The 26,649-nt window shown below is 61.1% G+C and carries 28 protein-coding genes and 1 pseudogene; 13 read left to right on the forward strand and 16 right to left on the reverse strand.

Translation table 11 applies throughout. From position 1 onward, the window contains the following. Positions 1-34: 34 nt before the first annotated feature. Positions 35-784 carry a hypothetical protein gene (locus J3P95_RS15640; protein ID WP_434580628.1) on the reverse strand — a complete coding sequence of 250 codons (750 nt, stop codon included), beginning with the start codon at positions 782-784 and terminating at the stop codon, positions 35-37. Between the two features lie 297 nt (positions 785-1,081). Here J3P95_RS15640 and J3P95_RS15645 point away from each other — a divergent pair, with 297 nt between their 5' ends. Next, a complete protein-coding gene (locus J3P95_RS15645; RefSeq protein WP_434580627.1) occupies positions 1,082-2,230 on the forward strand; it encodes an aldose epimerase family protein in 1,149 nt (382 codons plus the stop codon). Positions 2,231-2,340: 110 nt separating this feature from the next. Then, positions 2,341-3,162, forward strand: a complete 822-nt coding sequence (locus J3P95_RS15650; RefSeq protein ID WP_434580625.1) for an aldo/keto reductase — start codon at positions 2,341-2,343, stop codon at positions 3,160-3,162. A 29-nt stretch (positions 3,163-3,191) separates the two neighbouring features. Here the strand turns inward: J3P95_RS15650 and J3P95_RS15655 are convergent, their stop codons facing one another. Continuing rightward, positions 3,192-5,555 (reverse strand): DNA polymerase II, encoded by a 2,364-nt coding sequence (locus J3P95_RS15655; RefSeq protein WP_434580623.1) that lies wholly within the window; start codon positions 5,553-5,555, stop codon positions 3,192-3,194. Between the two features lie 210 nt (positions 5,556-5,765). Here J3P95_RS15655 and J3P95_RS15660 point away from each other — a divergent pair, with 210 nt between their 5' ends. The 5 genes from J3P95_RS15660 to J3P95_RS15680 all read left to right on the forward strand — a co-directional run bounded on the left by J3P95_RS15660 (position 5,766) and on the right by J3P95_RS15680 (position 9,719). Then, positions 5,766-6,206 (forward strand): CBS domain-containing protein, encoded by a 441-nt coding sequence (locus J3P95_RS15660; RefSeq protein WP_434557705.1) that lies wholly within the window; start codon positions 5,766-5,768, stop codon positions 6,204-6,206. 70 nt (positions 6,207-6,276) lie between these two features. Further along, complete coding sequence (locus J3P95_RS15665; protein WP_434557706.1) at positions 6,277-6,873, forward strand: paraquat-inducible protein A; 597 nt, start codon at positions 6,277-6,279, stop codon at positions 6,871-6,873. Then, complete coding sequence (locus J3P95_RS15670; RefSeq protein WP_434557707.1) at positions 6,870-7,529, forward strand: paraquat-inducible protein A; 660 nt, start codon at positions 6,870-6,872, stop codon at positions 7,527-7,529. The genes J3P95_RS15665 and J3P95_RS15670 overlap by 4 nt, the downstream gene beginning before the upstream one ends. Then, positions 7,510-9,165: an intermembrane transport protein PqiB gene (locus J3P95_RS15675; RefSeq protein ID WP_434625837.1), complete on the forward strand. Its 1,656-nt coding sequence runs from the start codon at positions 7,510-7,512 to the stop codon at positions 9,163-9,165. Before J3P95_RS15670 ends, J3P95_RS15675 begins: the two co-directional genes overlap by 20 nt. Positions 9,166-9,182: 17 nt before the next feature. Beyond that, the gene (locus tag J3P95_RS15680; RefSeq protein WP_434557709.1) at positions 9,183-9,719 is read left to right on the forward strand and encodes a PqiC family protein; all 537 of its coding nucleotides are present in this window, start codon (positions 9,183-9,185) and stop codon (positions 9,717-9,719) included. Here the strand turns inward: J3P95_RS15680 and J3P95_RS15685 are convergent, their stop codons facing one another. After that, a complete protein-coding gene (locus J3P95_RS15685; protein WP_434557710.1) occupies positions 9,720-10,349 on the reverse strand; it encodes a glutathione S-transferase family protein in 630 nt (209 codons plus the stop codon). Positions 10,350-10,546: 197 nt separating this feature from the next. On the opposite strand from J3P95_RS15685, the pseudogene J3P95_RS15690 reads away from it, so the two are divergent. Continuing rightward, positions 10,547-10,819: pseudogene (locus tag J3P95_RS15690) on the forward strand (hypothetical protein); the annotation flags it as partial. A 139-nt stretch (positions 10,820-10,958) separates the two neighbouring features. Here the strand turns inward: J3P95_RS15690 and J3P95_RS15695 are convergent. From J3P95_RS15695 to J3P95_RS15705, 3 genes are all read right to left on the reverse strand, one after another. Further along, on the reverse strand, positions 10,959-12,053 hold the full coding sequence (locus J3P95_RS15695) for a DUF1615 domain-containing protein (protein ID WP_434580621.1): 1,095 nt from the start codon (positions 12,051-12,053) through the stop codon (positions 10,959-10,961). A gap of 79 nt (positions 12,054-12,132) precedes the next feature. Beyond that, on the reverse strand, positions 12,133-13,107 hold the full coding sequence (hemB, locus tag J3P95_RS15700; RefSeq protein ID WP_434580620.1) for a porphobilinogen synthase: 975 nt from the start codon (positions 13,105-13,107) through the stop codon (positions 12,133-12,135). A 202-nt stretch (positions 13,108-13,309) separates the two neighbouring features. Then, on the reverse strand, positions 13,310-14,008 hold the full coding sequence (locus J3P95_RS15705; protein ID WP_434580619.1) for a glutathione binding-like protein: 699 nt from the start codon (positions 14,006-14,008) through the stop codon (positions 13,310-13,312). Positions 14,009-14,334: 326 nt separating this feature from the next. Here J3P95_RS15705 and J3P95_RS15710 point away from each other — a divergent pair, with 326 nt between their 5' ends. Continuing rightward, a complete protein-coding gene (locus J3P95_RS15710) occupies positions 14,335-15,009 on the forward strand; it encodes a histidine phosphatase family protein (protein WP_186643213.1) in 675 nt (224 codons plus the stop codon). Positions 15,010-15,096: 87 nt separating this feature from the next. Here J3P95_RS15710 and mnmH read toward each other — a convergent pair whose 3' ends face one another. Continuing rightward, positions 15,097-16,200 carry a tRNA 2-selenouridine(34) synthase MnmH gene (gene mnmH / locus J3P95_RS15715; RefSeq protein WP_434580617.1) on the reverse strand — a complete coding sequence of 368 codons (1,104 nt, stop codon included), beginning with the start codon at positions 16,198-16,200 and terminating at the stop codon, positions 15,097-15,099. Then, complete coding sequence (selD, locus tag J3P95_RS15720; protein WP_434580615.1) at positions 16,200-17,234, reverse strand: selenide, water dikinase SelD; 1,035 nt, start codon at positions 17,232-17,234, stop codon at positions 16,200-16,202. Before selD ends, mnmH begins: the two co-directional genes overlap by 1 nt. A 156-nt stretch (positions 17,235-17,390) precedes the next feature. Here selD and J3P95_RS15725 point away from each other — a divergent pair, with 156 nt between their 5' ends. Further along, on the forward strand, positions 17,391-17,660 hold the full coding sequence (locus J3P95_RS15725) for a hypothetical protein (RefSeq protein WP_434580613.1): 270 nt from the start codon (positions 17,391-17,393) through the stop codon (positions 17,658-17,660). 5 nt (positions 17,661-17,665) lie between these two features. Here J3P95_RS15725 and J3P95_RS15730 read toward each other — a convergent pair whose 3' ends face one another. Together J3P95_RS15730 and J3P95_RS15735 are read right to left on the reverse strand one after the other, a co-directional pair. Beyond that, positions 17,666-18,118: a DMT family transporter gene (locus tag J3P95_RS15730; RefSeq protein WP_434580612.1), complete on the reverse strand. Its 453-nt coding sequence runs from the start codon at positions 18,116-18,118 to the stop codon at positions 17,666-17,668. A gap of 1 nt (position 18,119) precedes the next feature. Then, a complete protein-coding gene (locus J3P95_RS15735; protein ID WP_434557718.1) occupies positions 18,120-18,584 on the reverse strand; it encodes a DMT family transporter in 465 nt (154 codons plus the stop codon). A 146-nt stretch (positions 18,585-18,730) separates the two neighbouring features. Between J3P95_RS15735 and J3P95_RS15740 the strand changes: the two genes are divergently transcribed. Both J3P95_RS15740 and J3P95_RS15745 read left to right on the forward strand, forming a co-directional pair. After that, positions 18,731-19,666 (forward strand): LysR family transcriptional regulator, encoded by a 936-nt coding sequence (locus J3P95_RS15740; protein WP_434580609.1) that lies wholly within the window; start codon positions 18,731-18,733, stop codon positions 19,664-19,666. A 115-nt stretch (positions 19,667-19,781) separates the two neighbouring features. Next, a complete protein-coding gene (locus J3P95_RS15745; RefSeq protein ID WP_434557720.1) occupies positions 19,782-20,369 on the forward strand; it encodes a hypothetical protein in 588 nt (195 codons plus the stop codon). Positions 20,370-20,381: 12 nt separating this feature from the next. Here J3P95_RS15745 and J3P95_RS15750 read toward each other — a convergent pair whose 3' ends face one another. From J3P95_RS15750 to J3P95_RS15765, 4 genes are all read right to left on the reverse strand, one after another. Beyond that, positions 20,382-21,098, reverse strand: coding sequence for an alpha/beta hydrolase (locus tag J3P95_RS15750; RefSeq protein WP_434557721.1), 717 nt, complete (start codon positions 21,096-21,098; stop codon positions 20,382-20,384). Between the two features lie 65 nt (positions 21,099-21,163). After that, positions 21,164-22,276 carry a succinylglutamate desuccinylase/aspartoacylase family protein gene (locus tag J3P95_RS15755; RefSeq protein WP_434557722.1) on the reverse strand — a complete coding sequence of 371 codons (1,113 nt, stop codon included), beginning with the start codon at positions 22,274-22,276 and terminating at the stop codon, positions 21,164-21,166. A 104-nt stretch (positions 22,277-22,380) separates the two neighbouring features. After that, positions 22,381-23,160 carry an ABC transporter substrate-binding protein gene (locus J3P95_RS15760; RefSeq protein WP_434557723.1) on the reverse strand — a complete coding sequence of 260 codons (780 nt, stop codon included), beginning with the start codon at positions 23,158-23,160 and terminating at the stop codon, positions 22,381-22,383. 252 nt (positions 23,161-23,412) lie between these two features. Then, positions 23,413-23,847, reverse strand: a complete 435-nt coding sequence (locus tag J3P95_RS15765; protein ID WP_434557724.1) for a rhodanese-like domain-containing protein — start codon at positions 23,845-23,847, stop codon at positions 23,413-23,415. 101 nt (positions 23,848-23,948) lie between these two features. On the opposite strand from J3P95_RS15765, the gene ftrA reads away from it, so the two are divergent. Then, positions 23,949-24,908 carry a transcriptional regulator FtrA gene (gene ftrA, locus J3P95_RS15770; protein WP_434557725.1) on the forward strand — a complete coding sequence of 320 codons (960 nt, stop codon included), beginning with the start codon at positions 23,949-23,951 and terminating at the stop codon, positions 24,906-24,908. Between the two features lie 47 nt (positions 24,909-24,955). On the opposite strand, the gene cobF is transcribed toward ftrA, so the two are convergent. Both cobF and J3P95_RS15780 read right to left on the reverse strand, forming a co-directional pair. After that, positions 24,956-25,711, reverse strand: a complete 756-nt coding sequence (gene cobF, locus J3P95_RS15775; protein ID WP_434557726.1) for a precorrin-6A synthase (deacetylating) — start codon at positions 25,709-25,711, stop codon at positions 24,956-24,958. Beyond that, positions 25,708-26,286: a histidine phosphatase family protein gene (locus J3P95_RS15780; protein ID WP_434580605.1), complete on the reverse strand. Its 579-nt coding sequence runs from the start codon at positions 26,284-26,286 to the stop codon at positions 25,708-25,710. Before J3P95_RS15780 ends, cobF begins: the two co-directional genes overlap by 4 nt. Positions 26,287-26,649: the final 363 nt, after the last annotated feature.

Consider the following 26,649-nt stretch of genomic DNA (forward strand, 5'->3'; position numbering starts at 1 on the left):
CTATATCGATGTGATCTATCTTTATTCCATTTTTTTACTGAACCGGCAGGAAATTGAGGAACAGCAAGCTCTGCGCGTAATTGAGCCCTATGCGCCGATAGCGCTCGTCGAGCATCTGCGTCAGCAAGTCCAGCCGCGCAACAATTTTCCCGAATTCGACGGCAAAACTCAGGTTACTGCCCTCCTCCGAAATCTCGTTGGAAAACAGCACTGGCGTGCCGTCCTTGTTCTGCCGCTGGCCCAGCAACCACGTGGCTTTCTCGATATTGCGCGCCGCGTTGCTGACGAAACGCGGGTCGATGGTGTCGGTCATGTAGAACTCGAGGCGATTGCCGTGGGCCGTCACCAGCATGCTCCCGATGGCGTAGATGAACGCACCGACCCGGTCGCCGAGAAACTCCGGGCTCATGGCGTAGCTCAGGGCGGCGAGATCCTTCTTGTTGCCCAAGGTTGGCAAAGGTCGTTGCTGCTCGATGGCCTGGCGCACCTGCTTGACGGCGATACGCGCATCCAGGAAGCCCGATTTACGCAGCTCTTCAGGGTTGCGCAGGTAAAGCTTGTGCATCAGCAGGTACAGACTTTCCAAGTTGTCATGCATCGAGAGCGTGGCCATGCGGTCGACACTGGTCTGCAAGAATTCCTGGGGCCGGGCGTTGCTGAACTGATTGACCATGTCCTGGCCCTGCTGATGACTGCAGCCGCCGCTAAGCAACAACAAAAGCCCTGCCAGCAGCAAGCCGCAGCGCCGTGGCAATACCATTTTGAAAGGGAAAACACCGGCCATTGAATCTCGGTCTGGGCATGGGGAAACGGTGGGGGTCGCCGCTTCCTGGCCATGGATAGAGCGGCAAAAGTCCCAAAAGTGCAGTGGTCGCCAGCAAATCTCACGCTCGGGCCAGGCTCGTCTCGCTCAATTAGTCTTACTTTTTAATTGATAATTCTGTATTTATGGCTATAAATCCCTTCGCAAGCCTCAAATAGAAAGACTACTGAACAGAAAAACCTTCATCGCTGTCCGACCAAGTAACGGACTCGACCCGCGTTAAAACAACAACAAAACAACAGGAAGGAAGGTCACACCATGCTTGAATCCAAATATCTGCTCACGGCCCTCGGAGTCTCTCTGATGATCGCCACCTCATCCCAGGCCGCGGGCCTGACCAACGAACGCGTTGCGTTCGGCAAGACCAACGACGGCACCGCGGTTGAAAAATACATCCTGCGCAACAGCCATGGCATGGAGGCTACCGTCATCACCTATGGCGGGATCCTGCAATCGCTGGTCGTGCCGGACAAAAACGGCATGACCGCCGACATCGTGCTGGGCTTCGACGATGTTCAGGGCTACCAGAAAAACGGCAATGTGTATTTCGGCGCGACCATCGGCCGCTTCGGCAACCGCCTCGCCGGCGGCGCCTTCGAGCTGGACGGCAAGCGCTACCAAGTACCGCAGAACGATAAGGACAACTCCTTGCACGGCGGACCTCAAGGGTTCGACAAGCGGGTATGGAAAGCCGAGCCGAGCAATGACAAGGATTCGGTAGGCGTGACCCTGACGTATGTATCGGCGGACGGCGAAATGGGTTTTCCCGGCAACCTGACGACGGACGTTACCTACAGCCTCAACGACAAGAACGAACTGCGCATCGACTACAAGGCCACCACCGACAAACCGACGGTGCTGAACCTGACCAACCACAGCTATTTCAACCTGGCTGGCGCGGGCAACGGCGACATCCTCAAGCAAGTCGCGACCCTGCACGCGTCCCGTTATACGCCAGTGACGGCCAAGCTCATCCCCACCGGCGAGCTGGCGCCTGTCGCTGGCACGCCGATGGACTTCACCAAGCCCACTGCGATTGGCACGCATATCAAGGCTGATCACCCTCAGCTCAAGTTTGCCGAGCCGAAACAGGGCGGCTTCGATTTCAACTGGGTGCTCGACGCCAAGGGTGACGTGAGCAAACTCGCCGCCGATGTCCAGGATCCGCAATCCGGACGGCGCTTGCAGCTCTATACCACCGAACCCGGCGTGCAGTTCTACACCAGCAATTTCCTCGATGGCACGGTCAAGGGCAAGCAAGGCAAGGTCTATTCGCACTGGGGTGCGTTCACCCTCGAGACCCAGCACTACCCGGACTCGCCCAACCAGCCGTCCTTCCCTTCAACGCGACTTGACCCGGGCCAGGCCTATACCCAGGCCATGGTGCTGAAGTTCTCGGCCGAGTAACTTCCCCACGATTGATCGTTCTCGCCCGTTACGCGGGAACGATCAAGATGGGAACACCTGGTCTATCCTGCTGCCACACGCTTTATCGACCCGCAGAGCAGGAGACGTGCATGAGAACCGTGGAATTGGCCGGCGTTTCGGTACCGGTAATCGGCCAGGGCACTTGGCGCCTGGGTGAAGAACCGTCCCATCACAAGAAGGAAGTGGCCGCCCTGCGCTTGGGCATCGAACTGGGCATGACGCTGATTGATACGGCGGAAATGTACGCCGAGGGCGGCGCCGAACACGTCGTTGGCGAAGCGATCACCGGGCTGCGCGACCAGGTGTTCCTGGTGAGTAAGGTCTATCTGCACAACGCCAGTCGTAAGGGCATTCCGTTGGCCTGCGAGCGCAGCTTGCGACGGCTCGACACCGATTACATCGACCTGTATCTGCTGCACTGGCGCGGCCAGTACCCGTTGGAAGAAACCGTCGAAACGTTTGAACGCTTGCGCGAAGAAGGCAAGATCGGGCGCTGGGGCGTGTCGAACTTTGACGTCGCTGACCTCGAGGTACTGGCCACGCCGGCCTGCGCCACCAATCAAGTGCTGTACAACCTGCATGAACGCGGCATCGAATTCGACCTGCTGCCCTGGTGCCAACAGCAGCGCATGCCGGTCATGGCTTACTGCCCGGTCGGCCAGGGTGGACATTTGCTGAAGGATCACACCTTGCAACAGATCGCCGAGCGCCACCGCGCGACGCCGGCGCAGATCGCCCTGGCCTGGCTCTTGCGCCAGGACAACGTCATCGCCGTCCCCAAGGCCGTGCAACCTGAACATGTGCGCCTGAACGCCGAAGCCGCGAATCTGCAGCTTGAGCCCCAGGATCTGGCGGCGTTGGACCTGATGTTCCCGCAGCCACAGGGCAAGCAGCGGTTGGCGATGGTTTAGTCCTGACGCAATCGGAACTCTTGTGGCGATCAGAACAACCCCATCTGCCCCCCAATCAATGTTGAAAAATCATCGTCCACAAAGGGCAGGATTGCATCCGCCAACGGCTGCAGTTGCTTGGTCACGTAGTGGTCGTAGTCGATCGGCGCACTACGGGTTTCCAGTGGCTCAGGCCCTGCGACGGTGATCACGTAGCTGATCCAGCCACCGTTCTGATACTGCCGTGGACGGCCCTGGCGCTCGTTGAACTCATCGGCGAGCCGCGCTGCCCGAACATGGGGCGGAACGTTGCGTTCGTAGTCATCCAGCGGGCGGCGCAGGCGCTTGCGATAGACCAGTCGATCATCGAACGCCCCGGCCAGCGTCTGCTGCACATAATCGCGCACGTAGTCCTGATAGGGCTTGCGGTGGAAGATCCGCCCGTACAGCTCCTGCTGGAACTGCCGGGCCAGGGGCGACCAGTCGGTGCGCACGGTTTCAAGGCCTTTGTAGATGATTTCGTCGCTGCCGTCGGCGCGGGTCACCAGCCCGGCGTAGCGCTTCTTGCTGCCCTCTTCCGTGCCACGAATCGTGGGCATCAGGAAGCGCTTGAAATGGGTTTCGAACTGCAGCTCCAGCGCACTCTGCAATCCATACTCGTCGCGCACATGATCGCCCCACCATTGGTTGACGTAAGCCACCAGGTCCCGGCCTATCTGTGCGGCCTCTTCCTGGCCGTGAGCCCGGCCCAACCAGACGAATGTCGAGTCCGTATCGCCATAGATCACCACGTGCCCCTGGGCTTCGATCAGCTGCCGGGTGCGCTGCATGATCTGGTGCCCGCGCAGGGTGATGGACGACGCCAGGCGCGTGTCGAAGAAACGACAGCCGCTGGAACCGAGCACGCCGTAAAACGCGTTCATGATGATTTTCAGGGCCTGGGACAGCGGCGCGTTGTGTTCGCGCTTGGCCGTTTCCCGGCCTTCGGCGACCCGCGCCACGATGGCGGGCAGGCAGTGGCGGGTGCGAGAGAACCGCGCCCCGCGAAAACCCGGCACCGACTCGCCATCGTCCGGGTGGCGCAGGCCTTCGATCAAGCCCACCGGGTCGATGAGAAAGGTGCGGATGATCGATGGATAGAGGCTCTTGTAGTCCAGCACCAGCACCGACTCATAGAGCCCCGGCTGGGAGTCCATGACAAACCCGCCAGGGCTGGCCTCGGGGGGACGCTGGCCGAGATTCGGCGCGACGAAACCCTGGCGGTGCATCAGCGGCATGTACAAATGCGTGAACGCCGCCACCGATCCCCCGCTGCGATCCGCCGGCAGGCCGGTGACGCTGGCCCGCTCCAGCAGGAACTTGAGCAGCTCGGTCTTGGCGAAGATCCGCGTGACCAACTCGCAGTCCTTGAGGTTGTAGCGCGCCAGGGCCGGCTTGTCCTCGGCGAACATGCGGTTGATCTCGTCCATGCGCTGGTAGGGGTTGTCGATGGACTTGCCTTCGCCGAGCAGTGTCTGGGCGACGTTTTCCAGGCTGAACGAAGGAAAACTCCAAGTGGCCGAACGCAAGGACTCGATCCCGTCGATGATCAACCGCCCGGCCGCCGAGGCGAAGAAATGGTTGTTGCGCGCGCCGTGCTCGCGCCATTGCATTTCTTCGCCACCACGCCCCAGGCGCAGCGGCACGGCCAGCCGGCGGGCGTGTTCATGCAGCACGCGCAAATCGAACTGCACCAGGTTCCAGCCGATGATCGCGTCGGGGTCGAAGCGAGCAAACCATTCGTTGAGTTTCTTCAGCAGCAGCGTGCGGGATTCGCAGTATTCGAACTGAAAATCCACAGCGCTGGCGTCGCCGTTGGGCGGCCCGAGCATATACACCTGGCGCTCGCCGCAGCCTTCCAGGGCGATGGAATACAGATCACCCTGGGCGGTGGTTTCGATGTCCAGGGACACCAGTCGCAACGGTGGACGGTACTCAGGCGCCGGTTTCATCTGGGCGTCGACCAGCAGGCCATCGGCGGCCGGCGTGCCGCCGAACCAGACCGGCGCGGTGATGAAGCGCTCCATCAGGTAACGCTCCGGCGGCCGGATGTCAGCCTCGAACACCTCGACGCCGGCACGGCGCAACGTGGTGTCCAGGCGCATCAGTTGCGCATGTTGCCGGCAATACAGGCCCAGCACCGGGCGATGCTCGAAATCCAGCAGCTCCAGGGGACGCAACTCGACATCCTTCTCGCCCTGCAGCAGCGCCTCGACCTGGCCGCGCTGGACCTGCGGCACGAACGCCACCGACGGCTGCACCGGCAGCCGCACACGGCGGGGGCCGGCGTCGGTGGCCAGCCAGAACTCGACTTCAGTGCCCGCCGGGGTATCGCGCCAATGCCGGGTCAGGACGAAGCCCTGCTGTAGATCCACCGCTGAAACCTCAGATTTTCCATAAGGGGTGATTCTACCTGCGGCGAGGGAACTTCACCTGCTCAACTGACACGCCATCAACTTGCTGTTGTGGCGAATATTTTACCGGTCATGACGCTTTTGGACGGCTGACTGCCGCTTTATCGCTTGCTCTGCGCCGTTGGGTCTACGATCCTTAAACCACCCGCAAAACGCTACCCGAGGCCACCCATGAAAACCGTCGCGCAGTTGCTCCGGATAAAAGACGAGAAGAACCAGCAAGTGCATACCATTTCACCGGACGACATGGTGCTGCAGGCGCTGATGCGCATGGCCGAAAAAAACGTCGGTGCCCTGCTGGTGGTAAAAAACGACGAAGTGCTAGGCATCATCAGCGAGCGCGACTATGCACGCAAAATGGTCTTGCATGGCCGCTCCTCGGTGGGCACGAAAGTCCGCGACATCATGGTTTCGCCGGTCATCACCATCGATCCGCACCAAACCGTCGAGACTTGCCTGAGCATCATGACCGACAAGCACCTGCGACATTTGCCGGTGGTGGAGGATGGCAAGCTGGTCGGCCTTTTGTCCATCGGTGACCTGGTCAAGGAAGCCATCGCCGAGCAGGCGGACCTGATCAGACAACTGGAGCAATACATTCGCGGCGAATGATCGGCGCGCACGGGTTGCTCATTTCCAACTCACTTCTATATTGAAGGAGTTGTCCCTGCCGAGCATTCCCATGGCCGTTACCGACCGACTGATCATTTGTGAGCATTGCGATGCGGTGTACGAGCCTGTTGCGCTGGTCCCGCATCAAAAAGCCACGTGCGTGCAATGCCACGCGGTGATCCAGCGCTACAACGGCCTGACCATCGAACAGCGCCTGGCCTTGACCATCACGGCAGCGGTGCTGTGGGCCTTCGCCAACGTCTATCCGGTGATGAGCATCCGCCTCCAGGGCCTGAGCAACAGCGCGACCCTGTGGGATTCGGTCGTGGCCCTGAGTCAGGGGCCCATTACCTTTATCGCCCTGGTGGCCGCGGTCGCGATCATCATCGCCCCGGCCTTCCAGTTGACGCTGCTGCTCTGGGTGTTGGGCTACGCCCATTCCAACCGGCGCGCACCGGCGTTCAACCTGTGCATGCGCAGCCTGGAGACCCTGCGACCGTGGAGCATGCTGGAGGTCTGCTTGCTGGGGGCCCTGGTGGCTGTCATCAAGCTTGCCGGGTTGCTGGATGTGCTTCCCGGCATAGGCCTGTTCGCCCTGGCGGCCTTGAGCCTGCTGATGATCCGCATTGCCGGTCGCGATGTCCGCGACCTGTGGAACACCCTGTGAACGTTGCTTCGCCGGGCAACCCTCCCAAGGCCAGCGATCTGAACTTGTGTCTTTGCCACAGCTGCGGCCTGGCTTGCGACATGACCGACGAACCCGAGACCTGCCCGCGCTGCGATGCCGCCCTGCACCGGCGCAAACCCGATACCCTGACCCGCACCTGGGCCTACATGCTGGCGGCGCTGGTGTTCTACATCCCGGCCAACCTGCTTCCGGTCATGAATACCCAAATGCTCGGTGACGGTGCGGACAGCACCATCATCAGCGGCGTACTCGAGTTCTGGCACAGTGGTGCCTGGGACATCGCGCTGATAATCTTCATCGCCAGCATTGCGGTGCCGGGCATCAAGTTCGTCGTGCTGACGTTGCTGCTGGTGACCGTGCAACGGCGCAGTACCTGGGCGCAGGTGCAGCGTGCCAAGCTATACCGGCTGGTCGAAGTCATCGGCTACTGGTCGATGCTTGACGTGCTGGTCGTGGCCCTGGTGGCGGCGCTGGTCAAATTCCAGGCCCTGAGCGACATCGAACCACGACCGGGGATCCTCTTCTTCGGCCTCGTGGTGCTGTTTACCATGCTGTCGGCAATGAGTTTCGACCCACGGCTGATCTGGGATACCCAACCCTCCGAGGAGCTCATGGATGAAGTCGCAAGCCACTGACGGACAGCCCGCACCGGGCCGCGCCCATGTCTCCACCCGACGCTGGACCGTGTCGCTGGTGTGGATCGTGCCGATCATCGCGGTGCTGGTGGGCGTGTCCCTGGTGGTCAACAACTGGCTGCAGGAAGGCCCGACCATCACCATCACCTTCAAGACAGGCGAAGGCCTGACCGCCAACAAGACCCCGGTCAAGTACCGCAACGTGGTCATTGGCCAGGTTACTGACGTGCAGCTGAGCAATGATCAGAAGAACGTCACCGCCACGGTCAAGCTGGCCAAGACAGCCGACACCTTTACCCACGAAGACTCGGTGTTCTGGGTGGTGAGGCCGCGCATCGGCGCGGGGGGGATCTCCGGGATCGACACCTTGCTGTCGGGGGACTTCATCGGTGCCGACGCCGGACATTCGAAAGTGCGCGCCAAATCCTTCACCGGCCTGGAGGCACCGCCACCGATCACCTACGGCGAACCGGGCAAGCGTTTCACCTTGCATTCCCAGGACCTCGGTTCACTGGACATCGGCTCGCCGGTGTACCTGCGCAAGATCCCGGTAGGCCAGGTGGTGTCCTACGCACTGGACGCCGAGGGCAAAGGCGTCAACATCGAAGTGTTCGTCAACGCGCCAAACGATGCGTACGTCACCGAGAACACCCGGTTCTGGAACGTCAGCGGCGTGGACGTCAACGTCGGCGCCAATGGTTTCGCGGTCAAGACCGAGTCCCTTTCCGCCTTGCTGGTTGGCGGCATTGCCTTCCGGGCTCCGGAATACAGCCCCAACGATGTACCCGCTGCCGAAAACAAGAACTTCGAGCTGTTCGCCGATCAACAGAGCGCCCTGGCTCCGCCCAGTGGCAAGGCGCAATACCTGGCCCTGCGCTTCGACCAGGCCTTGCGCGGCTTGCGCGTCGGCGCGCCGGTGGAGTTCCTCGGGATCGAGATTGGCCGGGTGGTCGCCATGAACCTGGACTTCGACGAGAAACAGCGCACATTCCCAGTCAACGTGGGAATCGTGATCTACCCCCAACTGCTCGGCAAGGCCCATGAAAAACTGCTCAAGTCGCTCAACCACGATCCGGAAGACGAAGCCGCCGCCGCGCGCCTGGTCGGCAGTTTCGTTGAACGGGGCCTGCGCGCCCAGGCTCGCAGCGGCAACCTGCTGACTGGGCAGTTGTACATTTCGCTGGATTTTTACCCCAAGGCTGAGAAAGTCGCCTTCGACTCCTCCGCCCGGCCCCTCCGGATCCCGACCATTCCCGGCAGCCTCCAGCAGTTGCAGGAACAACTCCAGACGGTGGTGGAGCGAATCAACAAGCTGCCGCTGGAAAGCATCGCCAGCAACCTGGACGGTAACCTCGTGGAGCTGCGCAAAGGCCTGACGCAATTCAACAGCAAGACCCTTCCGGGCGTGCAAAGCACCTTGCAGGACGTGAGCAAGACCTTGCAATCGGCGAATTCGACCCTGGCAGAGGACTCACCCCAGCGCGAACAACTGACCCAGACCATGGATGACCTGGGCCGGATGTCACGATCGCTGCGCGAGCTGTCCGACTACCTGAGCCGTCACCCTGAATCGCTGCTGCGCGGTCGTCCGAAAGACGCTCCGACGCAGAACCTGACCTTTCCGGCGAAAGAATGATCACAGGAGCACGCTTGATGCCGCTGATGCTGAAATGCTCGTTGATTGCCTTGGCGTTGCTACTCGGTGCCTGCCGTAGCGACCCTATTCACTATCACACCCTGAGCCCGGTCCAACCGGGCGGCCTGGTGCACGCCAGCGAGGACATCCAGATCGAGCATGTCAGCGTTCCTCCTCAGGTGGATCGCACCCAAATGGTCATCCGTCAAGGCGACAGCGGGTTGGCCATCCTCGAAACCGAATGGTGGGGTTCCAGCCTGGCAGACGAGCTGCGCAGCAGCCTTGACGAACAACTGAGCAACCCCGGGGCGCCGAAGCGGCTGTTGCGGGTAGATGTACAACGCTTCGACTCGATCCCCGGGCGCTATGCCCGCATGGACGTGCAATGGCGCTTGCGCAACCTTGGCGACGACGTCCGAACCCTCACCTGCCGCAGCAGCTTGCAGACACCGGCGGCGGGCAGTATTGGCGACTTGGTGAAGGGCCATCAGAACAACGTCCGGCAATTCGTCGCCCTTGTCAGGCAAGCCGCCTCTGGTAACGCATGCCCTTGATCACTGCGGCCAATGCAATGAAAGCACTGGTGCGATCCGCGGATGGTGGTCGATGCGCTCCAGCAAGCCATAGAACTCAGGGCGAGCGCTGAGCATCGCTTGGCGCGTGTCGACCCACTTGGTGATCACCGCCGCCAGGATATCCAACGCACCGGGTTCGGTCCCACAGAGGAAAGGTGTCGCCGGGAACTGGTCGGCAAACAGCGCCCAGTTGCGATACAAGCGTTGTTTCGTGCCCGCCACCAGCCGCTCTTGGGTAGCCTCGTCGCCGTCAGGCAGCCAGCGTTGCGGAAAATCGATGATGCCGATGGGCGTGTAGCAATTGGCGGCGATATACACCAGGCCACGGATAATTTGCGCGCGACGGGCCGGGTCATCCGGGAGCAGTTTCGATTCTGGAAAGGACAAGCCCAGGTGAATCAGAATCGCTGCCGCCTCGGTCAGCACCGAGCCGTCCGCCAGTTGCAGGGTCGGGACCTGCTTCTGCGGATTTAATGCCTCGAGCTCTTTTGCCGCCTCGTTGTCCTCGGTCGAATAGGTATCCACCCGGCGGTAAGGCACGCCGCACAGCGCCAGGGCAATCTCCACGGCCGAGGAACCGGACTGGCTGTGGCCGAATAACTGATACATGTCGTTTGCCTCCTGCGAAGGGATTCTGCCGGTAGAGCCCCGCTTGCCTATTCATGTTCCATCAACCTGACCGACAGCCAGCCAACCAGCTATCACCGCTGTCGATGTTCACCATCACGTCAATGAAGTTCTCACGCTCAGTGCCCGGCGCAACAATGAGCCCACACCCAATAACTGCAACCCCGGAGCACACCACCATGAAACGCCAAATCATTCTCAGCGTCGCTTTCTCGGTTCTGGCAGCCAACGTATTCGCCGCCTCTTCCCACCCGATCGTTGCCGAAGGCGGCTCCGATCGTTTGATCGAAAACCGTGTTGCCGAAGGCGGCGCCGATCGCCTGCTGGAACGCCGCGTCGCTGAAGGTGGCTCCGACCGCCTGATCGAAAACCGTGTTGCCGAAGGCGGCGCCGATCGCCTGCTGGAACGCCGCGTCGCTGAAGGTGGCTCCGATCGCCTGGCTCAGAACCGCGCATGAGTTGCCAGCAAATCTCAGATGTTGTTCATCACCATCCGTGGCGAGGAAAGCCCCTCGCCACGCTGACCCGGCTAGCATTGAAGCCCCACTAAAAGCCCGGCCTTATCCGCCGGGCTTTTTCGTGTTCAGCCTGTTAGCGCCCCGAGGACCGCGCCATGCACCGCTGGTAACGTTCGTCCACTCGCTTGGCAAACCAGGCGGTGGTCAGCTTGCGGGTAATCTTCGGGCTCTTGAGGACGATGCCCGGCAATATCGCCCTGGGCAGCGGCTTACCTTCAGACTTTTCCGCTAATTCGAACACACGCTTGTAGAGTTTGCTGTCCTCGAACGCCAGGCTGTCACCCAACTCCAATTGATTACGAATGGTCGGGTTGCGCATCCCCAACGACTTGCCCAACGTGCGCACCGCCAGTTCCGTGCTGCCGGGCATGATCGAATTGGGGAGGATCAAATCACCGTCCAAGGCCAAGGGAATGCCCGAAGCGCGACTCACGGCGTGCTGGAAAGCTGCGTTGCGGCTGGCGTACCACCCGGCGTTGAAATCAGCGAAGCGGTACAACGGCTCGGTGTAGCTCACGGGATACCCCAGCAGGTGCGCCGTACCGAAATACATTCCGCCACGACGACTGAACACTTCGCGACGAATCGAGCCATACACCGCATAAGGGTAATTGCGGGCATTGGCCTGGGCGAACGCGATGCTGACTTGCATCGGCCCACCCGTGTGAACCGGATTGAAGCCGTCGAAGAGCGTCTTGCCCAGCGGCACCATGCTGATAAAGTCATCAAAAATCGCGCTGAGTTCTTTCTCGCTTCGCGCCGCATTGAGTCGATCGCTGTAGCTTTTGCCATTGGGCGAGCGCACCTGGAGCGCGCCGCTGACCAGCAGTCCGGGAATGTGCACTTTCGCCGCGCGACGGTCGATTTCCTGACGGGCAATCTTGCCGAGCCCCGGCACTGCCGGGTCGGCCTGGAAGGTTGATTCCTGTTCGGTCACGGCAAGCACCGAACAGATATTTTGCGTCGTGGCCGGGATCTGCTGTGCCGAAAGCGCCACATAGATGTCCGTGGCCCAGCCTTCCCGATCAGCCGTCTTGGCCGGCAACAGCCGAACGATCTGCGCCTTGACTTCGGCTGGCTGGCGTTCAGGCTCTTGGGCCTGCCGGCTGCCGCAGCCAGCCAGTGCCAGCAATGCGGTGAGATTGATCATCAATCGAGTGAATGGCATGGTGTTCCGTCAGGTCCAATGTTCGGGAGCAACCATACGATCAAAAGCCAGCAGAAATCCAATGGGAAGCGATGTCGGGTCAGATTCCGCTCAACGCCAGGTCCATCGCAAAATAGGTAAAAATCAGGTCTGCTCCGGCACGCTTGATCGCGCCAAGGCTTTCCCGTACCACGCGGGCCTCGTCGATGGCGTCGGCCTGGGCGGCGAACTTGATCATCGCGTATTCGCCGCTGACCTGATAAGCCGACAACGGCAGGTTCGAGGCCTGGCGAATGTCGCGGATGATATCGAGGTAGGCACCGGCCGGCTTGACCATCAGTGCGTCGGCGCCCTCTTGCTCATCAAGCAACGACTCGCGCAGCGCCTCGCGACGGTTCATCGGGTTCATCTGATAACTTTTGCGGTCGCCTTTCAAAGCGCTGCCGCCTGCTTCGCGAAACGGGCCGTACAACGCCGAGGCGAATTTGGTCGAGTAGGCCATGATTGCCGTCTGGCTGAAGCCCGCGTCATCCAAAGCCTTGCGGATGGCCTGGACTTGCCCGTCCATGACTGCCGACGGCGCGATGACATCGGCACCCGCGCGTGCAGCCGCCACGGCTTGTTTGCCGAGGTTGACCAGGGTCCGATCGTTATCCACTTCATGGCCGTGCAGGACGCCGCAGTGACCATGATCGGTGTATTCACAGAAGCAGGTATCGGACATCACGACCATTTCCGGCACGGCATCCTTGCAGATTCCTGCCATGCGCGAGACCAGGCCACGCTCGCTCCACGTGTCGCTGCCGTCGTTGTCCAAGTGATGGGAAACGCCAAACGTCATCACCGACTTGATGCCAGCGCGGGCGTACCGCTCAATCTCACCGGCCAGCTTGGATTCCGGAATGCGCGCCACGCCCGGCATGCTCTTGATCGGCACGAAGTCATTGATTTCTTCTTCGACAAATATAGGCAGCACCAGGTCGTTCAAGGTGAACTCGGTTTCCTGGAACAGGCTGCGCAAGTTTGCGTTGCGGCGCAGACGGCGTGGACGCGCTTCGGGGAACTGGCTGGACATGGGACTCCTGAGTGGACGATTGATCGCGAGGCAAAGCTTATGCCCTGACCCGGCACGGCACAAACGCTGACAACAGAACAGAGTATTACCCGCGCCGCAATAATCCGCTTACAACGTCAGCGAGCCATTGATGCACGTCACCACCGCGCCACCAATCCTTCATTCAACTGCTTGAGATCGAATCGGCGGGTCATCGGCGGCATCACTCAGGAATCTTCAAGCCGCGCGCCACTGCCGGGCGCGCCAGGAACCGCTCCAACACCCGAGTCACGTTGGGGAAATCGTGGATGCCCACCAGATCACCGGCCTCGTAAAAGCCGATCAGGTTGCGCACCCACGGGAATGTCGCGATATCGGCGATGGTGTAACGCTCGCCCATGATCCAGTCCCGCCCTTGCAGGCGCCCGTCGAGCACCTTGAGCAGGCGCTTGCTTTCCTCGGCGTAACGATCGCGGGGACGCTTATCTTCGTAGTCCTTGCCGGCGAATTTGTTGAAGAAGCCCAACTGGCCGAACATCGGACCGATACCACCCATCTGAAACATCAACCACTGGATCGTCTCGTAGCGCGCCGCCGACTCCTGGGCCAGCAGTTGGCCGCTCTTGTCTGCGAGGTAAATCAGGATCGCCCCCGATTCGAACAACGCCAGCGGCTGGTCCCCCGGCCCATGGGGGTCGAGGATGGCCGGGATCTTGTTGTTGGGGTTCAGGGACAGGAATTCAGGGGACAGCTGGTCGTTGCTGGCAAAGTCGACCTTGTGCGGCTCGTAGGGCAGGCCGGTCTCTTCCAACATGATGGAGACCTTCACCCCGTTGGGGGTCGGCAGCGAGTAGAGCTGGATCCACTCCGGGTATTGGGCGGGCCATTTTTGGGTGATGGGAAACGGGGTCAGGTTGGGCATGAGGTGGATTCCAAGTGTCAGCCAGAAATCTGGAGCATAAATCAGCTGATGGGGTTTTGGTGCCTCAATCATGCCCCCCTGCAAGGGACCGGACTGCCTGTTCTTAAAACCGCAACATCCTGTCGCTAACATTCGCCCCACCTGCCGGAAGGACGCCGCTACAGTGCATGGCGCCGGCCAGGATCGAACCAAAGGGCAGAAAGGGACTCAGATAAGTGCCCCGAGGCATCGAAGCGGCATAACGACATGGAAAACACCCGAGCCACACGCTCTGCGGTGCCGAGGTTTGTCAGCCTGAATCAAGAAGACCGAAGACACCTATATCCATGATGACCCCACAGAGATTCACCGGTTACCTCAAACGCCGTTCGTGGCTGATGCTACCGACGTTGCTTGTGGCCTGTGGCCTGGTGCTGTCGCTGGAGTCCAGCGTGAGCCGCGCCCAGCCCGCCGATGGCGTCCAGACCCTGGTGTTCCTGCGTCACGCCGAAAAACCCGCCGGCGGGCTCGGCCAGCTCAATTGCCAGGGGCTGAACCGGGCCATCGACCTGGCGACCCTGCTGCCGGAAAAATTCGGCAAGGCCGACTATGTGTTCGCGGCCAACCCGACTCGAAACGTCGAAGAGGGTGAGCTGGATAATTCCTACAGCTATATTCGCCCGCTGATGACCATCAGCCCCAGCGCCATCAAGCTCGGGTTGCCGGTGAACATCGAATATTCGGCCAACGATACCAGCGACCTGGCTGACGAGTTGCTGCATGACAAGTACCACAACTCCACCATCTACACCGCCTGGTCCCACGGCTACCTGCCGGAACTGATCAATAAAGTCGCGGGTGAAGCGATGGGCAAGCGCCAGACAATCACCGATGACTGGGCATCGAGTGATTTCGATTCGCTGTATGTGCTGACCCTGACCTGGCACAACGGCAAGGCCAGCCTCACCAGCCAAAGCTACAAGCAAGGGCTGGACAACGGGCAAGAGACTTGCCCGACCTGACCTGATGGCCGTTTCCATGGGCAAAGCACCCGTGGGAACGAGCCCGCCAGCGCCAGCTTCGGCTCGGCGGGATGATGAGCGTCGAGTTCATCCTTGCCGAGCAGCGCGCTCACGCAAATACGCCAATACCGCCGCGTGCTCTCCGGCAAATTCGATTCGCCCGCCCTTCTTCTCCCGCTGGAACACATACATCGGGTCGTAATATTCACGCAGCAGGCCGTCGATCCAGCCGCGATGCAAGTCGACGGCGCCGGTACTGGCCTGCTCGGCCAGGGCTGCTTCCATGATGTCCATCAATCGCCGATGACGATCGCCACCCAGGCGCTTGTGAATATTGTCCAGGCTTGCGAGCAGCCGTTCGGAAAACAGCGAGAACCCTTCATCGCCATGCACCTCGATAAATTCGGCGCACAGGTTGACCACGTAGTCGCGCAGGATCCGCTCGACCCGCCGCTCCAGGCTGTCTTCAAGCCAGACCATCGGCACCTGCTGCATGCGCTGGTACAAGGGCAATGGGACGGCGCAACTGCCCACCATGCGGCTTTCATCTTCCAGCACGAATTGTTCGATGCCGGCGGCACGCTTTTTCAGCACATCCACCGCCAACAGGTTCTCGAAATCGATGTTGGATGGCTGCCCGGTGGCGCGTTTGCCGAAACTTGAACCGCGATGGTTGGCATAGCCTTCCAGGTCAAGGGCATTGTCCAGTCGGGCCAGCACTTCGGTCTTGCCGGTGCCGGTCATGCCGCCCAGCAGGACCAGGTCGCACTGGGCAGCGGCCTGCTCGACCGTTTCAAGCAGGAATGTGCGCATGGCCTTGTAGCCGCCGCCGACCCTGGGATAGTCGATGCCCGCCTCGTCCTTGAGCCATTGCTGGACGATTTGCGAGCGTAAGCCTCCACGGAAGCAATACAACACTCCATCGGGATGGGACCGGGCGAAATCTGCCCAGGCCTGGATGCGCTGGGCCTTGGTTTCACCGGATACCAGTTGGTGGCCCAAGACAATGGCGGCCTGCTGACCCTGCTGTTTGTAACAGGTGCCGACGCGTTGCCGCTCGATGTCGGTCATCAACGGTAGATTGATCACGCCGGGGAACGCGCCCTTGTGAAATTCGATGGGCGCGCGGGTGTCCATCATCGGACGATCGTTGAGAAAGATGTCGCGGTAATCGGTAATGTCGTTGGGCATCAAGACACCTCGACCGCGTAGCTCTGTCGCTCGACCAGCTCACCGATTGGCGCCAACGCAAGGCCCAGTTCGGCAGCAACCGCGAGGAACTGTTCGTTGCCCTCGGGGGTGACGGCGACCAGCAGGCCGCCGCTGGTCTGCGGGTCGCACAGCACGCGCTTGTGCAGTTCCTGGACACGTCCGACCTTGCTGGCGTAGCTGTCGTAGTTGCGCAGCGTGCCACCCGGCACGCAGCCCTGATCGAGATAATACTCAACGCCCGGCAAGCGCGGCACCGCGTCATAGCGAATGCGGGCGGTGAGCTGGCTGCCGTCAGCCATTTCCACCAAATGCCCGAGCAAGCCGAAACCAGTGACATCGGTCATCGCCGTCACGCCGTCGAGCTTGCCGAAACGGCTGCCGGGTTTGTTGAGGGTGCACATCCAGTCCCGGGCCAGGCCAACGTCGGCGGCGCGCAACTTGCCTTTCTTTTCCGCGGTCGTGAGGATGCCGATGCCCAACGGTTTGGTCAGGTACAACAGGCAACCGGCGGTGGCGGTGTCGTTGCGTTTCATGTGGCGCTTTTGCACCAGGCCCGTGACCGCCAGGCCGAACATCGGCTCCGGCGCGTCAATCGAATGTCCACCGGCCAGGGGAATGCCCGCCTCGTCACACACCGACCGACCACCACGAATCACCTCCCTGGCGATTTCCGGGGCCAGGACGTTGACTGGCCAACCAAGAATGGCGATGGCCATCAGCGGATCACCGCCCATGGCATAGATGTCGCTGATGGCATTGGTGGCAGCGATGCGACCGAAATCGAACGGATCGTCGACGATCGGCATGAAGAAATCGGTGGTCGAGACCACGCCGCGCTCATCGTCGATGGCGTAGACCGCCGCATCGTCCCGGGAGGCATTGCCCACCCATAACTTGGGGTCAAGGTTCTGCGCACCGCTGCCGGCCAGAATCACTTCCAGCACCTGGGGCGAGATCTTGCAGCCGCAACCGGCGCCATGGCTGTACTGGGTCAGGCGAATCGGCTCGCTCATGGGCATACCTCTCGTAAGTCAAGGTGGGCGATTCTACCAGCAACGCCAACCGTTCACCGCCCGCGTCGCGATCGATCGCCGGCCATCCAACGGAATTTTTCCGCCGCTGGAGGACTCATTTGATTAGACCCAGACACTCAACTCGGGAGATTGCCGATGCCAACCGCCAGCAACCACCTTGATTACGGTCTCGATACGCTGTTCGGCCGCGAGACCAAAAGCGTCGACTGTCAGTTCGACGTCAAGCGCCTCGATGACGGTGAGCCGCCATGGTTTGCCCTGCATGTGCACCCACCGCTGCCGGAAGACCTGGCAAAAGCCCAGATTGTGGTGTTCAGCGCTGAAGGCCAACGCGTCAGCGGCATTGTCCGACGTACCGAGCGTCTGGCCGATGACAGCCTGCAACTGGACGTCGAACCCAACTGAACCGTTCAGGTGCGCCGCGTATTGCTGCGGTACATGAACACCAGCGCCAGTGCCAGGCAGGCCATGGCCAAGAGGCGGCTGCCGGACAGCTCGATGGCCGGGTTGCCCAGCCAGCCAAAGTTGTCGATCAGCATGCCCATGCCCAGTTGCCCGGTGATGACCGCCACCGTTGCCACGGCCGTGCCAATGCGCGGCACTGCCCCAACCATGACGATCATGTAGACGACGCCGAACAACGCGCCGCCCAGTTGCCATTTGGGCACGTCCAGCAGGCTGACCGCGTGAGCCGGCTCGAAAAAGACGATCAGCAGGCCCGTGACCACAGTGCCCACGACGAAGGTCAGCAGGCTACTGCGCAACACGCCCACCGTCTGGCCCAGGCGGCCATTGACCGCCGCTTGCACACTCAACACCGCACCGGCGGCGACCACCACCAACAATAAAAAGAACACGCTCATATCAACCTCGGGCAATCAGGACAAGGGCCACCACAATCAACGCCAACGCCAGCCAGCGCTCGCCGTTGACCCGTTTTCGGCTCGCGCCGAACCAACCGAAATGGTCAATCAGCACGCTTTTGCCGACTTGGCCGGAGAGGATCGCGATCATGGTCATGGCGACGCCGATATGCGGGGTGGCCAGCGTCAGCACGACCACGTAGATCGGCCCCAACAAGCCGCCGATCAGTTGCCAGCGCGGAAGTTCGTTCAGCGCCGGCCCTTGTTGCGGACCGCTGAACAGCAACAGCAGGAACAACAGCGCCGAGCCGACGCCAAAGATGCTCAGCGTTGCCCATAGATGACCGACCTGGACACCGAGCGGTCCCAACAGCCCGGCCTCTACCGACAAGCCCATGCCCGCAAGGATGACCAGCGGCAGCAATAGCCAGCGCAGGAACGCTCGTGGTTGTGTGGCCGTCGTCATGGACGCGGCCCCGTTGGATGATGTTGATTGCATCGGATGACCTGCCTGGAAACGAGATGACGGCTATTATCGGCTGGCGTCGCTGTGCGATAAATGGGAGCATCCCGATAACACTTTTGCGCAACACGCACAGCGGGACGCTTCTCATGCACGGCCTCAACGAATTGGGTTTCAAGGCGCTACGATTGTTCGTCGCGGTGCTCGATCACGGCAGCTTTTCGGAAGTGGCACGGCGCGAAGGACTGGCCCCCTCCTCGATTTCCCGGCAGATCCAGTTGATGGAACAGGCGCTGAACCAGCAGTTGCTGTATCGCCATACCCGTGCTGTCACGCCCACCGAAGCCGGCCGCCTGCTTGGGCATCATGCGCGCCTGGTGCTGGTCCAATTGGAGGAAGCTGAACAGGCCCTGCAAGAACAGCACAGCGAACCCGCGGGCCTGGTGCGGATCAACGCTCCCGTGGTGTTTGGCCAACGTCACCTGACACCATGGCTGGGCCAATTGTGCGAACGCTACCCCAAGCTGCAATTGGATATCCAACAGACCGACAGTTACATCGACCCACTGCAGGAAGGCGCCGACCTGCTCTTTCGCATCGGCCCGCTGCATGACTCCGGCATGCAGGCGCGGATTGTCGCGCCGCACCGTTTCCAGATTGCCGCCAGCCCCACCTACCTGGCCCGCCACGGCACGCCGCGTAAGCCTCAGGACCTCGCCGCCCACCAATGCCTTGCCTATAAAGGCGTGGCCGGTCAACAACGTTGGTTTTTCCGCAAGCCGGGTCAAGCCTGGACGCCCTACAACGTCAGGGGGCCGATCACTGGCAACCACGCCGACACCTTGACCCAGGCCGCCGAGCAAGGCCTTGGCCTGGTGATGTTTCCGTCGTGGCTGATCGGCGAAGCCGTGCGCAACGGCACGCTGGTGCCGGTCTTGGCAGATTACGAAACGTCCAACAGCCTCGAACCCCAGCAGATCGCCATTCTCTGGCCCGGCAGCCGACGCCTGTCGGTGAAGGTCCGCACGGTGATCGACTTTTTCCTGGAGTGTTTCGGCGAAGTGCCGTATTGGGATCGTCCTTGACGATCGCGTGCGGCGCCATCGACTTGACCCGATTGGAATCGGTCTTGCGCTGGAACCCGAGGTAACGCCCATGGGATGATCGGCCCTCAAGCACGACCATCCGTGGAGAGTTTCAATGTCATCGCTGCGTAAACAAGCCGCCACCCTGTTGCTGACGGCGATCGCCAGCCTGGTCGTATTGCCTGCCCTGGCCGCTCAGCCCAAGGCCGCGGCGCAGGCGCCGGCCCAGAAGGTTTCGATGCTCGGCGGCAAATTCAGCTTCACCTTGCCCAAGGGGTTCATCGCCACCCCCCTTTCCGCCGGTGACGCGGCCCAGGGCACCGCCGGAGCGACCGGTACGATGTACAGCAATGCCACCACCCGAACGGTGGTGATCACCGCCGAGAACGCCCTGATCAATGGCACAACGGTGAAGGATAATGACGGTACGTTCCTCGACACTTCCATGGCCGATTTCGCTGCCCAAAAAAACAAGACGCTGGCCGACGTCAAGATACTGAGCGAAAAAAGCCTGACCCAAAAAACCTCCGGCCTGGGCCTGCGCCAGCTCGACACCCGCGCCACCCAGGGCGGCGGGCCAACCCTCGACACGACCCTGCTGGGCGCCTCCGGTACGCGCATGGCGGTCGTGCAGGTCATTTCCAGGGCCAGCGATAGCGCCGCTCATGAGGCTTTAGTGAAGCAGATCGTCAGCGGCAAGTGACGGGCCTGACGCTCACGGGTTAAGCCGCTCCAGCCAGGCCCGCAAATCCTTCACTTCCAGCGCGCTGATGTTGTGGCCGAGGCCCGGATAGGCGTGAAATTCAGGCTCAAGGGCCAGGGTCTTGAGAAACGTGTCGGCGTCGGTGCCGTCCTGATAGGGAATGATCGGGTCCGCCGTGCCGTGGCCGATGAACACGGCCAGCGCCCGCCGCGATTCGTCTGGCGTCAGTTCGGCCCGCAGCACCGGCAGGACGCGCCCGCCCATCGCGGCGATGCCACCGACAACTTCGGGGTGTCGCAGCGCCACTTCATAACTCATCATCGCGCCCTGGCTGAAACCCACCAGATACACGTTGCTCGCATCGGTCGGGTACTTGGCCCGGGCCTTTTCGATGAAATCCAACAGCATCTTGCCGCTGGCCTTCAGATCTGACGTGTCACCGTCATAGGCGCCCTCGCCTTTTTTGGCAAACCACTGGTAACGCCCAGGGTCCATGGACTTGGGGGCACGCACCGAGAGGTAGTTGTAATGCTTGGGCAACTCGTCCGCGAGCGACAGCAAGTCTTCTTCATTGCTGCCCGAACCGTGCAGGAAAATCACCAGCGGCCGGTTCCTGGCCTGCTCATCGGCGCGAGCCAGGTAATTGAGCGGCAAGTCCGTGTGCAGCGCAGGTTGGGCCTGCACGCCGGCGGATACCAGCAGCATGAACAGGGCGAACGCTTTAAGCATCTGTCTTCCTCCATCGAGTGATAACCGCACGCAAACGACCCGTGCGGTGAGGTAGACAGCACTTCTCAGTCGTTGATCAATTTGCCCGCGCGAATCGGCTCGCGCCCGGCGATTTTTGCCTGCCAGATGCCCGGCTGTGTGTAGCGTCCGCGATCCAGGGCAAACAGTACCCCGCTGGTTCCGGCTCGAACGGTGGTTACCCGGTCGTTCAATGGATCGACCACTTCAAACAGCGGATCTGCGCATTCGACCCACTCCCCCGCCTCGCGCAGAAAACTCACCACGCCGTGATGCGGCGCGAACAAGTACTGGGTGCCCTCGAACGGGAAACCTTCGCAGCATTGTGCTGGCGCGGCCGGCCAGTCGCCGCAAATAAAGCCCTGTTCAGCCAGGAATCCAAGGATGGCTTCGCAATTGGCCTGGGCCTGATCGACTCGGGTGTCGCTCATGCTGCCCAGTTCCAGCGTGGTCGCCAGGTTGGCCGCCGGGATGGTCGCGTTCGGGAACATCCTCGCCAGGCGCAACCAAGGCGTGGAGCAGGACTCGTCGAACGAGCTGCCACCGGAATCTTCGCACAACAACGCCACCCCGGCCTTGAGCCGCGCAGCCAGTGAGCGCCATTGTGGCCATTGTTGCGGCAAGGCATAGAGATGGATCGCGGCCTCGAAATCACAATGAAGGTCCAGCGTGACGTCGGCGTCGCAGGCATGGCGAAGCAACAGCCGATGCAGCCCTTCGAGTTGCGAAGGCGCCGTGGGCAAGCCATCGAGGACCTCGACCATTGTCTGGCGGATCAAGGTGATATTGGCGGCCGGATCGTCCCCCAGACGGTCCCCGATGCGCTCCGCCACCGGGGCGCTGAGTTCCACGAAGGAACGGTTGAAATTCTTGCCGCTGCCCAATTCGAAGCGCCCCATGTGGGCACTTTGCAGATGCTGATCAAGGCCGATAGGATTGGCCACCGGCACGAGCTCGATGACGCCCCTGAGCAGCCCTTGCGCTTCAAGGTCGTTGAGTCGCTGTTTCAACTCCCAGGCCGTGCGCATGCCCGGCAGCTCATCGGCGTGCAGGCTGGCCTGGATATACACCTTGCGCGGGCCATGGCCATAGCGAAACACGCTGAGCCGGCGCTCCGTGCCTAAATGGCTCCACGGCAGGGTATGGTCGATGCGTTGCATAGGCTCTCCCAGATAACGGTTTTCGACAGGCGCAGGGTAAAACAATCGCCCATGAAAAAGGTGGCCGGCCGGGTCAACGGCGGGCCACCTGCTTGCTTCAGCGATTAATGCCCGTAGACGTCAAAAGCGAAGTATTTGTCCTGCACTTTCTTGTAGGTGCCGTTGGCGCGGATTTCGGTGATGGCGGCGTTGAATTTATCGGCCAGGGCCTTATCGCCCTTACGCACCGCAATGCCGGCGCCGCCGCCGAAATATTTGGCATCTTCATAGGTCGGCCCTACGAAGGCAAAGCCCTTGCCGGCGTCGGTTTTCAGGAAACCTTGGTCGAGGTTGACCGAATCGGCCAGCATGGCGTCGAGGCGACCGGCGACCATGTCCAGGTTGGCTTCCTGCTGGGAGCTGTAGCGCACCAGGTTGATCCCTGCCGGCACCAGCACTTCGGTAGCGAAGCGGTCATGGGTACTGGCCCGCAGCACACCGACTTTCTTGCCTTTGAGCTCGGTCAGCGGGTCCTTGACGTCGGTGCCTTCCTTCATCACGAAACGCGCCGGGGTATGGTAGTACTTGATGGTGAAGTCGACATTTTTCTTGCGGTCATCGGTGATAGTCATCGACGACAGGACGGCGTCGATCTTCTTGACCTTCAACGCTGGAATCAACCCGTCGAACTCTTGCTCGACCCAGGTGCATTTGACCTTCATCTGTTCACACAGCGCGTCGCCGATATCCACATCGAAGCCGGCCAGCTTGCCGTCAGCGGTTTTCATCGAAAAAGGTGGATAGCCGGCCTCGATCCCGAGGCGGATCGGCTTGGCGTCTTCGGCCACGGCCGAAAGGGACAATACGGACAGTGCCAGGGCACCGAACATGACTAGCTTCTTCATTTTTGCTCCTGAGTGCGCAGGTTTTCTTGATGTTATTGGCAGATTCGGAAACAGCGTTCGGTCAGCGAAAAACCGAAGTGGACGGAGTCTAGAGAGGCACTCAGGCGGGGAATTATGTTGAGGCGACAAATAGTTATAAAAATCCTCAGGCTTGACGGAGGACGATGGGATTTGCGAAAAACCTGACAGATAAGCGCCTGTGACGAGGGAGCATGCTCCCTCTCCACAGGATGAACTGCCTTGTAGAAAGTCTCAGCAATCGCAGCTGATGGCCTTCTCCGCCACGCGCTCCACCGAGCCGGTCAGGCGAAACCCTTCATCGAGCCAGCCCATGACGCCACCGATCATTTCCTTGACCGGGTAGCCCAGGGTCGCCAGGCGCACCGCGGCCTTGTTGGCGCCGTTGCAATGCGGCCCGGCGCAATAGACCACGAACAACGTGGCCTTGGAATAAGCGCCTAGCGCCTGGGCGGTGAGCGTACGGGTTGGCAGATTGATCGCCCCTGGCACGTGCCCGCGTTCGTAGGCCAGCGGGCCACGCACATCCACCAGTATAAAATCGGCTTCGCCTGCCGCTTGGCTGGCATGCACGTCGGAACAATCGGTTTCGAACATCAGGCGTCGACTGAAATGCTGGAGGGCAAGATCGGACGGGGCAGCAGGCACTTCGCGCACGGGACTGGTCATCGGTGTTGTCTCCTGGGACAGAAAGGGCTGTAAGAGACTTTATCCCCCTGAGGCGAACCGCTACAGTGGCGCACACGACACTCTGTGGGAATTTTCCGCCAATGCAGTCCACCCCCGGCCTGGTTGCAATCCTCGCTTATGACGGCTTGTGTACCTTCGAGTTTGGCGTCGCCGTGGAAATTTTCGGACTGGCACGGCCCGAGTTCGATTTCCCCTGGTATGAGCACCGCATCGTCGCCGTCGACGACGGGCCGTTGCGCGCCATGGGCGGCTTCCGGGTATTGGCCGATGGCGGCATGGAGCTGCTCGACACGGCCCGGACCATTATCGTGCCGGGCTGGCGCAGCCGCAGCGATCCACCGTCCGATGCCCTGCTCCAGGCCCTGCGCCGAGCCCACGCCCGCGGTGCCCGCTTGCTGTCGATCTGCTCCGGGGCTTTTGTCCTGGCGGCCACCGGACTGCTCGATGGCTTGGGCGCCACGACGCACTGGCGCTACACCGACGAACTCGCCAAACACTACCCTGCCATTGCTGTAGACCCCGATGTGCTTTACGTCGATTCGGGCCAGGTCATCACGTCAGCCGGCAGCGCGGCAGGCATCGATGCCTGCCTGCATCTGGTGGCACGTGATTTCGGAACCCAAGTCGCCAACGCCGTGGCGCGTCGACTGGTCATGGCAACGCAGCGCACGGGCGGCCAGGCGCAATTCATTCCCTCGCCGGTCAGCCGAACACCGCGCAGCGACCTGTCCGGGGTTATGCAGTGGGCTCGCGAACGTCTGCATGAACCGCTGGGCGTGCGCGAACTGGCCAGCCAGGCGGCCATGAGCGAACGGACCTTCCTGCGCCGCTTCACCGAGGCCTGTGGCCTGTCCCCCAAGGCTTGGCTGCAACATGAACGCCTGGCGCGGGCCCGGGCGCTATTGGAAAGCACCGAGGACAACACCGACATCATCGCCCAGCTGTGCGGCTACCGTTCGGTGGAAAGCTTCCGCGTGGCGTTTCGCAGTGTGGTGGGGTTGGCGCCATCGGTGTATCGGGAGCGGTTTGGACGAGGGTGAAGATGGGGATGGCTAAAGCCATACCCCGTGGCGAGTCGCCAACGCTATCAACGCTTGCGCAATAAATAAGTATCCATGATCCAGCCATTGGCCTGCCGCGCCGCCTTGCGGGTGCGTTCGATGTCGTCGGCCACGTCGCCCAACCGGCCGGCGATGAGTCGCTCATCCGACGTTCCGACATAGGCGCCCCAGTAAATATGGGTATCGGGATCGCTCACCTGCCGATACGCATCCTCGGCGTCGAGCATCACCACCACGCTGCCCGCGTCGCCCACCTGCCCCGCCGCCAGCCGTCGGCCCGTGGTGATTTCCAGCGAGCCACCGATGCTGTTCAACGACACTTTGTGGCGAGCCGCAAGGGCCTGGACGCTGGTGATGCCAGGGATCACGTCGTATTCAAAATTACAACGTCCCGAGTCAAGGATCGCCTGGAGGATGCGCAGGGTGCTGTCATACAGCGACGGATCGCCCCACACCAAGAAACCGCCGCGCTGTCCGTCAGACAATTCTTCGTTGATCAGCCTTTCGAAGGTGGCCTGCTTCGCACGATTCAGTTCTTCGACGCTGATCGTATAGTCCAAGTCGTTGCGCCGGCGCTCAGGGCTATGGGCTTCGACGAAACGGTAGGGATGGTCGACGATGTAGCGTTGGCAAATGTCACGCCGCAGGTCCAGCAGCTTGTCCTTGGCAGGCCCCTTATCCATCAGGAAAAACACATCCACCAGGTTCAAGGCCTTCACCGCCTGCATCGTCAGGTGTTCCGGATCGCCGGCGCCGATGCCGATCACCGATAATTTCTTCATTCCAGCACCTCCCTGGCAGGCCCCCGAGCGCGAAAACGCCAGACATTGTTGAACCGCAGGTCGATGACAGAAAGCGGTTCAATGTCGATCCGGTTGACCATGACGGCAGGACACCTGAGGACATTGATCAAGGCCGCACGGATCACGAACGGATGGGTGACGGCCAGCCAGTGGCCCGGTGTATTTTCCAGGGAGGCCAGCCAGTCGCCGACACGGCGACACAAACGGGAGACGGATTCACCACCATGCGGCGCGGCATCCGGATCGTCGCGCCAGGCTTGAAGCTGCTGCGGTTCAGTCTGGAGCAATTCATCGACGGACAACCCGCGCCAGCGACCGAAGTCACAATCGGCCAACGCTTGTACCAACCGCGGCTCGTTGTCCAACAACGCGGCGGTCTGGCGCGTGCGCAGCTCCGGTCCGCACAGCAGACCGCGGACGTTCCGATATTCGCGCCCCATCTCAGCACGCTTCGCCAGCCAGGCGGCATCCAACGGTTCGTCCAGCCCGAAGCGTGCTTGTTTTTGGGCGGCGGTACGCGCATGGCACATCAGGGTCAGGTGGGTTGCTCGCACGCTGGATACTCAGGCATTTGGAAATCGATGGAGGGGAAAGCCCCGTGCTTTCTTGTACAGCACCTTATATGAAATCAATTATTCGAGACAAAAAGGCGCCTTGTCCTACACAGACAGGAGCAATGCCTGACATACCTCGATTATTCGAGCCAAACCCTTGCCCTACAAGGCTTGCGGATAATTTCAGGGGTTTTTAAACGGATCATAAAAACCTCTGGACATGCGGCCCCTGCTAACCAAATACTATTTTCGAAGTTACGGAAGAACTCAGTACCCATCCAGGCAAGGAGCATGGATCCTCTCTCCAGAGACCCGATCACCGATCCGTACCTGGCCTGTTGGTGCAAACCCGTTTAGCCTTGA

The organism is Pseudomonas sp. Z5-35 (assembly GCF_051131945.1).
GTDB classification, from domain to species: Bacteria; Pseudomonadota; Gammaproteobacteria; order Pseudomonadales; family Pseudomonadaceae; genus Aquipseudomonas; species Aquipseudomonas marvdashtae.

Excerpts from the sequence above, each read along its gene's own strand:
- J3P95_RS15695 (WP_434580621.1), bottom strand. The coding sequence starts at position 12,053 with ATGCCATTCACTCGATTGATGATCAATCTCACCGCATTGCTGGCACTG.
- J3P95_RS15750 (WP_434557721.1), bottom strand. The coding sequence starts at position 21,098 with ATGCTTAAAGCGTTCGCCCTGTTCATGCTGCTGGTATCCGCCGGCGTG.
- hemB (WP_434580620.1), bottom strand. The coding sequence starts at position 13,107 with ATGTCCAGCCAGTTCCCCGAAGCGCGTCCACGCCGTCTGCGCCGCAAC.
- J3P95_RS15705 (WP_434580619.1), bottom strand. The coding sequence starts at position 14,008 with ATGCCCAACCTGACCCCGTTTCCCATCACCCAAAAATGGCCCGCCCAA.
- mnmH (WP_434580617.1), bottom strand. The coding sequence starts at position 16,200 with ATGCCCAACGACATTACCGATTACCGCGACATCTTTCTCAACGATCGT.
- J3P95_RS15640 (WP_434580628.1), bottom strand. The coding sequence starts at position 784 with ATGGCCGGTGTTTTCCCTTTCAAAATGGTATTGCCACGGCGCTGCGGC.
- J3P95_RS15650 (WP_434580625.1), top strand. The coding sequence starts at position 2,341 with ATGAGAACCGTGGAATTGGCCGGCGTTTCGGTACCGGTAATCGGCCAG.
- J3P95_RS15755 (WP_434557722.1), bottom strand. The coding sequence starts at position 22,276 with ATGCAACGCATCGACCATACCCTGCCGTGGAGCCATTTAGGCACGGAG.
- ftrA (WP_434557725.1), top strand. The coding sequence starts at position 23,949 with ATGCAGTCCACCCCCGGCCTGGTTGCAATCCTCGCTTATGACGGCTTG.
- J3P95_RS15665 (WP_434557706.1), top strand. The coding sequence starts at position 6,277 with ATGGCCGTTACCGACCGACTGATCATTTGTGAGCATTGCGATGCGGTG.
- J3P95_RS15735 (WP_434557718.1), bottom strand. The coding sequence starts at position 18,584 with ATGACGACGGCCACACAACCACGAGCGTTCCTGCGCTGGCTATTGCTG.
- J3P95_RS15730 (WP_434580612.1), bottom strand. The coding sequence starts at position 18,118 with ATGAGCGTGTTCTTTTTATTGTTGGTGGTGGTCGCCGCCGGTGCGGTG.
- selD (WP_434580615.1), bottom strand. The coding sequence starts at position 17,234 with ATGAGCGAGCCGATTCGCCTGACCCAGTACAGCCATGGCGCCGGTTGC.
- J3P95_RS15685 (WP_434557710.1), bottom strand. The coding sequence starts at position 10,349 with ATGTATCAGTTATTCGGCCACAGCCAGTCCGGTTCCTCGGCCGTGGAG.
- J3P95_RS15710 (WP_186643213.1), top strand. The coding sequence starts at position 14,335 with ATGATGACCCCACAGAGATTCACCGGTTACCTCAAACGCCGTTCGTGG.
- J3P95_RS15765 (WP_434557724.1), bottom strand. The coding sequence starts at position 23,847 with ATGACCAGTCCCGTGCGCGAAGTGCCTGCTGCCCCGTCCGATCTTGCC.
- J3P95_RS15675 (WP_434625837.1), top strand. The coding sequence starts at position 7,510 with ATGAAGTCGCAAGCCACTGACGGACAGCCCGCACCGGGCCGCGCCCAT.
- cobF (WP_434557726.1), bottom strand. The coding sequence starts at position 25,711 with ATGAAGAAATTATCGGTGATCGGCATCGGCGCCGGCGATCCGGAACAC.
- J3P95_RS15660 (WP_434557705.1), top strand. The coding sequence starts at position 5,766 with ATGAAAACCGTCGCGCAGTTGCTCCGGATAAAAGACGAGAAGAACCAG.
- J3P95_RS15645 (WP_434580627.1), top strand. The coding sequence starts at position 1,082 with ATGCTTGAATCCAAATATCTGCTCACGGCCCTCGGAGTCTCTCTGATG.
- J3P95_RS15725 (WP_434580613.1), top strand. The coding sequence starts at position 17,391 with ATGCCAACCGCCAGCAACCACCTTGATTACGGTCTCGATACGCTGTTC.
- J3P95_RS15760 (WP_434557723.1), bottom strand. The coding sequence starts at position 23,160 with ATGAAGAAGCTAGTCATGTTCGGTGCCCTGGCACTGTCCGTATTGTCC.
- J3P95_RS15745 (WP_434557720.1), top strand. The coding sequence starts at position 19,782 with ATGTCATCGCTGCGTAAACAAGCCGCCACCCTGTTGCTGACGGCGATC.
- J3P95_RS15740 (WP_434580609.1), top strand. The coding sequence starts at position 18,731 with ATGCACGGCCTCAACGAATTGGGTTTCAAGGCGCTACGATTGTTCGTC.
- J3P95_RS15680 (WP_434557709.1), top strand. The coding sequence starts at position 9,183 with ATGCCGCTGATGCTGAAATGCTCGTTGATTGCCTTGGCGTTGCTACTC.